Annotated in this window: 13 protein-coding genes; 8 read left to right on the top strand and 5 right to left on the bottom strand. The window is 73.4% G+C overall.

Annotated features, from left to right (window positions below):
- The coding region (locus tag ACXJKG_RS16570) for a COG4315 family predicted lipoprotein (protein ID WP_456846845.1) at window positions 1-181 on the top strand (181 nt) is incomplete at its 5' end.
- Between the two features lie 52 nt (window positions 182-233).
- Here ACXJKG_RS16570 and ACXJKG_RS16575 read toward each other — a convergent pair.
- Window positions 234-629, bottom strand: a complete 396-nt coding sequence (locus tag ACXJKG_RS16575; protein WP_456846846.1) for a VOC family protein — start codon at window positions 627-629, stop codon at window positions 234-236.
- 171 nt (window positions 630-800) lie between these two features.
- Between ACXJKG_RS16575 and ACXJKG_RS16580 the strand changes: the two genes are divergently transcribed.
- A complete protein-coding gene (locus ACXJKG_RS16580) occupies window positions 801-1,676 on the top strand; it encodes a sigma-70 family RNA polymerase sigma factor (protein WP_456846847.1) in 876 nt (291 codons plus the stop codon).
- Here ACXJKG_RS16580 and ACXJKG_RS16585 read toward each other — a convergent pair.
- The gene (locus ACXJKG_RS16585; protein ID WP_456846848.1) at window positions 1,624-3,027 is read right to left on the bottom strand and encodes a glycoside hydrolase family 32 protein; all 1,404 of its coding nucleotides are present in this window, start codon (window positions 3,025-3,027) and stop codon (window positions 1,624-1,626) included. The genes ACXJKG_RS16580 and ACXJKG_RS16585 overlap by 53 nt on opposite strands.
- 59 nt (window positions 3,028-3,086) lie before the next feature.
- On the opposite strand from ACXJKG_RS16585, the gene ACXJKG_RS16590 reads away from it, so the two are divergent.
- From ACXJKG_RS16590 to ACXJKG_RS16605, 4 genes are all read left to right on the top strand, one after another.
- On the top strand, window positions 3,087-3,650 hold the full coding sequence (locus ACXJKG_RS16590; protein WP_456846849.1) for a DUF6529 family protein: 564 nt from the start codon (window positions 3,087-3,089) through the stop codon (window positions 3,648-3,650).
- A 1-nt stretch (window position 3,651) separates the two neighbouring features.
- Window positions 3,652-4,110, top strand: coding sequence for a Rieske (2Fe-2S) protein (locus ACXJKG_RS16595; RefSeq protein ID WP_456846850.1), 459 nt, complete (start codon window positions 3,652-3,654; stop codon window positions 4,108-4,110).
- A 215-nt stretch (window positions 4,111-4,325) separates the two neighbouring features.
- On the top strand, window positions 4,326-4,775 hold the full coding sequence (locus tag ACXJKG_RS16600; RefSeq protein WP_456846851.1) for a DUF6325 family protein: 450 nt from the start codon (window positions 4,326-4,328) through the stop codon (window positions 4,773-4,775).
- Window positions 4,776-4,809: 34 nt separating this feature from the next.
- Window positions 4,810-5,130: an SHOCT domain-containing protein gene (locus tag ACXJKG_RS16605; protein ID WP_456846852.1), complete on the top strand. Its 321-nt coding sequence runs from the start codon at window positions 4,810-4,812 to the stop codon at window positions 5,128-5,130.
- A gap of 53 nt (window positions 5,131-5,183) precedes the next feature.
- Here ACXJKG_RS16605 and ACXJKG_RS16610 read toward each other — a convergent pair whose 3' ends face one another.
- Window positions 5,184-5,564, bottom strand: a complete 381-nt coding sequence (locus ACXJKG_RS16610) for a hypothetical protein (RefSeq protein ID WP_456846853.1) — start codon at window positions 5,562-5,564, stop codon at window positions 5,184-5,186.
- A gap of 110 nt (window positions 5,565-5,674) precedes the next feature.
- Here ACXJKG_RS16610 and ACXJKG_RS16615 point away from each other — a divergent pair, with 110 nt between their 5' ends.
- Window positions 5,675-6,454, top strand: coding sequence for a COG4705 family protein (locus tag ACXJKG_RS16615; RefSeq protein ID WP_456846854.1), 780 nt, complete (start codon window positions 5,675-5,677; stop codon window positions 6,452-6,454).
- Between the two features lie 10 nt (window positions 6,455-6,464).
- The gene (locus ACXJKG_RS16620; protein WP_456846855.1) at window positions 6,465-7,856 is read left to right on the top strand and encodes a sensor histidine kinase; all 1,392 of its coding nucleotides are present in this window, start codon (window positions 6,465-6,467) and stop codon (window positions 7,854-7,856) included.
- Here ACXJKG_RS16620 and ACXJKG_RS16625 read toward each other — a convergent pair.
- Both ACXJKG_RS16625 and ACXJKG_RS16630 read right to left on the bottom strand, forming a co-directional pair.
- Window positions 7,829-8,506: a winged helix-turn-helix domain-containing protein gene (locus ACXJKG_RS16625; RefSeq protein ID WP_456846856.1), complete on the bottom strand. Its 678-nt coding sequence runs from the start codon at window positions 8,504-8,506 to the stop codon at window positions 7,829-7,831. The two genes, ACXJKG_RS16620 and ACXJKG_RS16625, sit on opposite strands and share 28 nt — an antisense overlap.
- 99 nt (window positions 8,507-8,605) lie before the next feature.
- A complete protein-coding gene (locus tag ACXJKG_RS16630; protein WP_456846857.1) occupies window positions 8,606-8,755 on the bottom strand; it encodes an ABC transporter permease in 150 nt (49 codons plus the stop codon).
- Window positions 8,756-8,765 lie beyond the last annotated feature (10 nt).

Here is an 8,765-nt window from a genome sequence, read left to right on the forward strand (position 1 = left end):
CGGCGTGACCGGCGAGGTCGGGACCATCACCGGGACCGACGGGAAGATGCAGGTCACGATCGACGGACGGCCGATCTACACCTTCGCCCAGGACACCGCGCCCGGCGACGTCAAGGGCCAGGGACTCAACAGCGTCTGGTACGTCATCGCACCCGACGGCACCGAGATCGACTCCGACTGACGCAGCCGGACGAGCCGGCGGCCGCGCACGGCCGCCGGCTCGTCAACCGTCGTCACCCGCCGACGTGCGTCTCGACGTTGAGGACGTTCCCGTCGGGGTCGGCGAACCAGACGGAGCGCATCGTGCCCCCCGTCAGGACGCCGTCTGCCCACGTGCCGAACTCGGCGGGGACGTCGAACGTCTGGAACGTCACGCCGGCGGCGCGCAACGCGTCGAGCTCGGCGTCGAACGCCGCCTCCGCCACCTGGAACGAGACACCGGTCGCCTTGTTGGTGCCGGCGAACGACGACGGGTACACCAGCAGACCGCCGTTGGACGTGCCGTAGATGACGCCCCCCTCGGGGACGTCCTCGACGCTCGCGAACCCGAGCKTCCCCTCGTAGAACGCGCGTGCCCGCTCGAAGTCCGTGACGGCGACGACGGGGATGGCGGCGTGGTCGGAGAGCATGAGGCCTCCTTCGCGGGCCAGCCGTCCATCGGCGGGCCGGCACCCCGACGCTAGAACGAGGCCGGACGGACGTCCAGGGCATCTGCACATCCGTGCACGACCTCACCCGTCACGTCCTACGGCCGGGATCCGTCACGATGATGACGACCCCCCGCCGAGAGGATCTGGCCGATGAGCGACGACGACTACCTGGCCCAGCGGTTCGAGGAGAACCGTGGCCGCCTGCGCGCGGTGGCGTACCGGATGCTCGGGTCGACCAGCGAGGCCGAGGACGCGGTGCAGGACGCGTGGCTGCGGCTCGACCGGGCCGACGCCGACGGCGTCGACAACCTCGCGGGGTGGCTCACCACGGTCGTCGCGCGCCTCTGCCTCGACCGGCTGCGCAGCCGGACCTCCCGCCGCGAGGACGTGCTCGACGTCGACGTCCCGCACCCGCGCGCCGGCGCCGAGACCGCCGTGGTCGACCCCGAGCACGAGGCCGTGCTGGCCGAGTCGGTGGGTCTGGCGATGCTCGTCGTCCTCGAGACCCTCACGCCCGCGGAGCGGCTCGCCTTCGTGCTGCACGACATGTTCGCGCTGCCCTTCGACGAGATCGCCCCGATCGTCGGCCGCTCCCCCGAGGCGACCCGCCAGCTGGCCAGTCGCGCCCGCCGGCGGGTGCAGGGCGCGCCCGTGACCCCCGAGACGGACCTGACCAAGCAGCGGGACGTGGTCGACGCGTTCCTGGCCGCGTCGCGAGGCGGCGACTTCGAGGCGCTGCTGGCCATGCTGGACCCGGACGTCGAGCTGAGGGTCGACGCCGTCATCGCGCGCTTCGACGCCGCCGACGCCTTCGGGGCGGACGCCGTGGCGCGCTACTTCTGCGGACGGGCCCACACGGCGGAGCTCGCGCTGCTCGGCGGCGCCGTCGGCGCGATGTGGGCGCCGGGCGGCATCCCACGGTCGGCCTTCGTGTTCACCGTCGTCGGCGACGTGGTCTCCGAGATCAGGCTCGTCATGGACCCGGAGGTCCTGCGGGAGCTGGACCCGGTCCCGCTGGGCTGGTGACCGCGTCGGGCTGCAGGCTCGTGACCGTGACCGTGGCGTCGCCGGACAGGACGACCCGGTCGAGCGGCGTCGCCGGGAACACCAGGTCGGTGACCACCACGGTCCCCTGCGCCGCGACCACCTCGACCGAGCACCGGTCCACCAGCACGGTCAGGGCCAGGACCCCGTCGACGAGCTCCACGTCGGCGGTCTCCACGGACGCGAACGTCGGCGCCGGCAACGACCCCGAGGCCCGCCGGTCGAGCGACAGCACCCCGTCGGCCCAGCCGAGCGCCACGACCTCGCCCGTCGCGGACCGCAGCTCCAGCCGGAACGGGCCGGCCCCGGGCCGGGCGTCGACGTCGAGCAGGTGGGCCCCCGGTCCGAGGGCGACGACCGGCCCGCGCGACCTCGGGGCCCGCGTGGCGCCCGGGAGGTCGACCAGCCGCTGGACCAGCCGCACCGCGCCTCCGACGGTCGCCAGGCTCAGCTCGCGGGGGAACGTCATGGCTCCCCGCCAGGATCCCGTGGGCGTGTCGCGGGCGTACTCCCAGCTGCTCATCCAGGCCACGAGCAGGCGTCGACCGTCGGCGACCCCGTGGAACGTGACGCCGGCGTAGCAGTCGCGCCCGTGGTCGAGCCAGGCGGTCGGACGTCCGTCCGCGCGGAACGTGACGCCGTCGAACTCGCCGACGACGTACTGCGTCCCCGACCCTCCGCCGCGCGCTCCGGACGACACGCTGACCAGCAGGACCCACCGGGTGGTCGCGGGGTCCCCGTCCACGGGGAGCTCGAACAGGTCGGGGCACTCCCACAGCCCGTCGACCGCGTTCGCCGGGCCGAACGTGCTCACGTGCTCCCACGCGACCAGATCGTCGGAGCGATGGATCAGCACCTGGCGGTCCGCCGCCTCGACGGTGACCATCACCCACGAGTCCCCGTACCGGAACACCTTCGGGTCGCGGAAGTCCTGCGAACCCGGGCGCTCGAGCACCGGGTTCCGCGCGTCCTTGGTCCACGTCAGCCCCCCGTCGGCGCTGTGTGCCAGCGACTGGGCCTCCCGGCCGCCGTGCCGGTCCGCGTCCCGGAACTCGCTGGTGTAGATCGCCACCAGCGACCCGGGCCGGTCGACGACGACGCAGCCCGAGAACACCTGCTCCCGCTCGTCGCACGGGATCGCCAGGGGCTGCCGGGTCCACCGGACCAGGTCCGGCGACGTCGCGTGCCCCCAGGAGACGGCCCCGGGACCCAGGGACCCGGAGTCGTGCTGGAAGTACAGGTGGAACAGCCCGTCCACCTGCACCAGCCCGTTCGGGTCGTTCATCCAGCCCCGCTCCGGGGTGAAGTGCACCAGGGGCCTCAGGTCGTCCACCGTCCCACGATGCCCTGCCGGGACTATCCGCCGCCCCTCGAGGGGAGCACGATCGACGGGTGAGCACCGACGCGCACGCGGCCGACCGGCCACAGTGGGGGCTGGCCGCACTCGGAGCCGTGGGGCTCGCGGTGGCGGCGGCGCTCGCGGCCTACTCGAAGGTCCACCCCGGCAACGGTGCCGCGCTGACGACGCTCGGCTTCAGCGGCATGCTGCAGATGAAGGCGTGGCTCACCACCGCCGCGACCGCGCTCGTCGTCGTGCAGGTGCTCTCGGCCCTCGCGATGTGGGGCCGGCTCCCGGGCGTCACGACGGCCGCGCCGTGGGTGACCGGCCTGCACCGCTGGACGGGGACGGTCGCCTTCCTGCTCACGATGCCCGTCGTCTTCCACTGCGTGTGGTCGCTCGGGTTCGCGGACACCTCGACCCGCGTCCTGGTGCACTGCGTGGCCGGGTGCGTGTTCTACGGGGTGTTCGCCGCGAAGATGCTGGCCCTGCGACTGCGGGGGCTGCCGCCGGTCGTGGTCCCCCTGCTCGGCGGCCTGCTCGCGGGCGTGCTCGTCGTGCTCTGGTTCAGCTCCGCGTTCTGGTTCTTCGGCCAGTCCGGGTACGCGAGCTACTGACGTGGCCGCCGCTCCCGACGTCAGCCGCCGCTCGGTCATCGAGGGCGCGGGGGTCGCGCTCGTCGCCGGTGCCGCGGGCTACGCGGCGTTCGTCGCCTTCGGACCCGCCCCCGGGAGCACCCAGCCCACCGGCGCCGGCTACCCCGCCGGCGGCGCCGGCTCCGGGACGGGCGCGGGACCGCTGGCCGCCGTCGACGACGTCCCGGACGGCGGCGGGCTGGTGCTCACGGACGAGAAGGTCGTGCTGACCCGCGACGGGTCGGCGGTGCACTGCTTCACCGCGGTCTGCACCCACCAGGGCTGCCTCGTCGGGAGCGTCAGCGGCGGCGAGATCCATTGCCCGTGCCACGGCAGCACCTTCGACGCCACGACGGGTGCCGTGGTGCAGGGACCGGCCACGGCACCGCTGGCGGCCGTGGCCGTCGAGGTCACCGACCAGGGCGAGGTGGTCCGCGCATGAGGCCGTTCTGGCACAGGCTCCCGACGCTGCTGTGGGTCGCAGGAGCCGCGGCCACCGCCGGCGCTCTCCTCGCTGCACTGCGGGGCTGATCAGGCCGTACGCGCACTCGGTGGACCCCCCTGTCCGGTATCCGAATTCGCCTGATACGTTCCGGAGGAATGGGCACGTCAACAGCGGCGATGCATCCGCGCGGTGCCCGAGGAGAGGAACAGCCCATGACGGAGGACCTGGCCGAGCTCGAGGAGACCGGCCCCATCGACTACCTGGTGGTGGCGTTCCCGAACGCCAAGCTCACCGGCGAGGCGTTCCCCAAGCTGGTCGACCTGGTGGACCGCGGGATCATCCGCATCCTCGACCTGGTCTTCATCCAGAAGGGCGAGGACGGATCGGTCGTCGCGCTCGACCTGAAGCAGCTGGCGGACGGCGGCATCGACCTCACGATCTTCGAGGGGGTGTCCTCGGGCCTGCTCGGAGACGACGACCTCGCCGAGGCGGCGAACGCCCTCGAGCCCGGCGACGCCGCCGGGGTGCTCGTGTACGAGAACGTCTGGGCGGCACCGTTCGCGGTCGCCCTGCGCCGCACCGGTGGACAGCTCGTCGCCAGCGGACGCATCCCGGTGCAGGCGATCATCGCCGCGCTGGACGCCACCGAGCCGGTCGGATGACCCGGCACCGTCGCCTGTCGAGAAGGAGCAACAGATGCCAGGACTGATCCGCGCGGTGGGCCGTACGGCCGTCGTCGCCGGTACCGCCACCGCCGTGTCCAACCGGGTCTCGCGCCGTCAGGCGGGTCGGTGGGCCGCACAGGAGCCGGCCGCCCCGGAGCCGCAGTACGCGCCGCCCCCGCCCCCGCAGTACGCACCGCCGCCGCAGCCGGTCTACGTCGCTGCTCCCCCGCCGCCGGCCGAGGACATGGACGCCAAGCTCGCGCAGCTCACGCAGCTCGGTGCCTTGCGGGACGCCGGAGTGCTGAGTGACGCCGAGTTCGAGGTCCAGAAGAGCCGGATCCTGTCGAGCTGACGACGGACGACGACGCCTGACCCTCCGGGACAGCCCGGAGGGTCAGGCGTTCGTCACGCGAGGGCCTTGGCCTTCAGCGCGGCGTACTCGTCGGCGTCGATGGCGCCGGAGTCGAGCAGCGCCTTCGCGTCGGCGATGTGCTCGGCCGGGGACTTTCCGACCGCGACCTGCTTGATGTACGCGTCCGTGTCCTGCTTCGCCTTGACCGCCGCGTCGCGGCCCCGGTCCGCCATGCCCTGGCCGCGGGCGATCAGGTAGATCAGCGCGATGAGGTACGGCAGGAACACCAGGCCGATGATCCACAGCGCCTTCGCCCAGCCGCCGAGCTCACGGTCCCGGAACAGGTCACTGATGATCTGGAAGAGGATCACCAGGTAGACGAAGAACAGGAACCACCAGATCATCAACCAGAGCCACTGCCCGAACGTGTTCATGTCGCCTTCTCTCGCGTAGCCGTCACGTGGGACGAACGTTAGCGACACATCGGACCGTTCGGGCGCAGGTTCTCAGGCGATCCCAAGGTGCGTCCCCGGACCATGGGCGCGTGACGACGAGCGAGCCCACCGCCACCCGACCACGCAGCGTCCTGGGGCAGGCAGCCAGCAAGGTGCCCGAGGTGACCGCGATCTTCTGGGTCACCAAGGCGCTGACGACCGCGATGGGCGAGTCGAGCTCCGACTACCTGGTGCGCGCGATGCCCCCGGAGATCGCCGTGCTGCTGGGGGCGGTGGCTCTCGCGGTCGCGCTGGTGATCCAGCTCCGCGCCGCCGAGTACGTGCCGTGGCGGTACTGGCTCGCCGTCGCGATGGTCGGCGTCTTCGGCACGATGGCCGCGGACGTGGTCCACGTCGGGCTCGGCGTGCCGTACCTCGTCTCGACCGTCGGGTTCGCGATCGCGCTGGCCGCGGTCTTCGTCCTCTGGTACGCCAGCGAGCACACCCTCTCGATCCACAGCATCCGGACCCGGCGCCGCGAGCTCTTCTACTGGGCGACCGTGATGGCGACCTTCGCCCTGGGCACCGCGGCGGGCGACATGCTGGCCGTGACCCTGCACCTTGGCTACCTCGCGGCCGGTCTGGTCTTCTCTGCGCTGCTGCTGATCCCGGCGATCGGGTACCGGTGGTTCGGGCTCAACGCGATCGTGGCGTTCTGGTTCGCCTACGTGCTGACCCGGCCGGTGGGCGCGTCGTTCGCGGACTGGTTCGGCGTCTCCCCCGAGCGCGGTGGCCTCGGCCTGGGGTCGGGACCGGTGGCGCTCGTCCTGGCGCTGGCGATCGCCGCGCTGGTCGCACGCATGAGCTGGACCCGGAGGGCCGGCCGCTAGCGTGGATCCCATGCACCGGCCCCGGCACCTCTCGGTCCGGGCCCGCTCCGCGCTCGCTGCGTCGGGGGCCGTCGCGGTCGCGCTCGTCCTGGCCGCGCTCGGGCTGCTGGTCGTCCTGCACGACTCGGTCGAGCGCAACGCCGTCGCCGCGGCCACCACCCGCGCGCACGACGTCGCGGCCGAGCTCACCACCGACGGGCAGGTCACGTCCGGCATCAACCTCGCGCCCGGTCCGGGCGACGTCGCGCACGTCCAGATCCTCGACGGCACGACCGTCGTGGCGGCGAGCCCGGCGGTCGGGGGCGCGGCTCCCCTCGCGTCGGCGCCGGCGGTCCCCGGCACGGCGGTCCAGGTGCCCGCGGACTCCGACGGTCCCGGCGACGGCCCGTTCGTCACGGTGCTCCTGGGCGTCGACGGGGTCGAGGGAGCCGACGCCGTCCTGGTGCAGCAGTCGTACGCGGAGGGCGCCGAGACGATCGTCGACGTCGCGCAGGCGCTGCTCCTCGCGGTGCCGGCCCTCGTCCTCGTGGTGGGGGCGCTGACCTACGTGCTCACGGGTCGGGCGCTGCGCCCGGTCGAGGAGATCCGCCGCCGCACCGCGCAGATCAGCGACGCGGACGTGAGCACCCGCATCGAGGTCCCGTCGACCGGTGACGAGGTCGCCCGGCTCGCCGTGACGCTCAACGGGATGCTCGACCGACTGCACGCCGCGCACCAGGCCCAGGTCCGGTTCGTCGCGGACGCCAGCCACGAGCTGCGAAGCCCGCTCGCGGCCGTGCGCGCCGAGCTGGACGTCGCGGAGCGGCACCCCGAGTCCGCGGACTGGCCGCGGACCGCGCACCTCGTCCGCGCGGCCGGCGAGCGGATGCAGCAGCTCGTCGACGACCTGCTCGTGCTCACCCGGACCGCCGAGGGCGGCGGACCGAGCCGTGACCAGGACGTCGACCTCGACGACGTCGTCGAGGGGGTCGGCTTCGGCCTGCGGCCGCCGGTCTCGGTGGCGGTCGAGGTGGTGACGGCACCGGCCCGCGTGCACGGCGACCCCCGGGACCTGGAGCGGGTCGTGCAGAACCTCGCCGACAACGCACTCCGGCACGCGGCCGGCCGCGTCCGGCTGTCGGTCGGGGCGGCCGCCGGGACCGCCGAGGTGCGGGTCGACGACGACGGACCAGGGGTGCCGCTCGGGTCCCGCGAGCTGGTGTTCGACCGGTTCGCCCGGCTCGACGAGGGTCGCGACCGAGCGGCCGGCGGCTCGGGCCTCGGCCTCGCGATCGTCCGCGGGATCGTGACTGCGCACGGCGGGACCGTGGTGGTCGACGACTCCTCGCTCGGCGGCGCGTCGTTCGTCGTCCGGCTGCCGCTCGCCGAGGAGCCTCAGGTGCCGTCGACGGACATCCGGTAGCCCATCCCGCGCACTGTCACGATGGACCGGCACCCGAACGGGGTGTCGACCTTGCGGCGCAGGTAGCTGATGTAGACCTCGACCACGTTCGGGTCCCCGTCGAACGCCGAGTCCCAGACGTTCTCCAGGATCTCGCGCTTGGTGACGACGTCGCCGCCGCGCCGGAGCAGCAGCTCGAGCACCCCGTACTCGCGGGGCGTGAGGGTGATCTCGACCCCGCCACGCGCCACCCGGCGCCGGGCCGGCTCGAGGCGCAGGTCGSCGGCGGTGAGCACCACGGGCCGCTCCGGTGCGCCCCGCCGGACCAGCGCGCGCAGGCGGGCGAGCAGCACGTCGAACGAGAACGGCTTGGGCAGGAAGTCGTCGGCACCCCGGTCGAACAGGCTGACCTGCACGTCGTCGCCGTCGCGCGCGGTGAGCACCAGCACCGGCGTCCAGACGCCGCGCTCGCGCAGGCCGACCAGCACGTCACGACCGCTGAGCCCGGGCAGCATGAGGTCGAGCACGATGGCGTCGTACGCAGTCTCGGTGGCAGCCCACAGGCCGTCGACCCCGTCGTGCATGACGTCGACGGCGATGCCCTCGCCCTCGAGCCCGCGGCGGACGGCGTCGGCCAGCTGCGCCTCGTCCTCGACCACCAGCACCTTCACGCGGTCTCCTCGGCTCAGTCGTTCCTCAGCATCGCTGACTGACGCTACGGGCATGGGGTCGACAACCGCGACATCCGTCGCGACCGCGCGCTCTGCACGTCACCCGGCGGCCGCGGGGCGCACGGTGCCCAGACGACGGGCCAGGAGCTGGGCCGTCACCACGGCGGCGACCGACTCGGCGGCGAGCAGGCCCACGAGCACGAGCAGCTGGACCTGCGCGGCCGCGGCCGGGCTCGCGCCGCCCAGCAGGAGCCCGACG

This window comes from Cellulomonas sp. P5_C6 (genome assembly GCF_054049635.1).

What these genes read in the sequence shown, in the direction of transcription:
- ACXJKG_RS16580 (WP_456846847.1), top strand. Translation starts at nt 801, where the DNA reads ATGAGCGACGACGACTACCTGGCCCAGCGGTTCGAGGAGAACCGTGGC.
- ACXJKG_RS16600 (WP_456846851.1), top strand. Translation starts at nt 4,326, where the DNA reads ATGACGGAGGACCTGGCCGAGCTCGAGGAGACCGGCCCCATCGACTAC.
- ACXJKG_RS16605 (WP_456846852.1), top strand. Translation starts at nt 4,810, where the DNA reads ATGCCAGGACTGATCCGCGCGGTGGGCCGTACGGCCGTCGTCGCCGGT.
- ACXJKG_RS16610 (WP_456846853.1), bottom strand. Translation starts at nt 5,564, where the DNA reads ATGAACACGTTCGGGCAGTGGCTCTGGTTGATGATCTGGTGGTTCCTG.
- ACXJKG_RS16620 (WP_456846855.1), top strand. Translation starts at nt 6,465, where the DNA reads ATGCACCGGCCCCGGCACCTCTCGGTCCGGGCCCGCTCCGCGCTCGCT.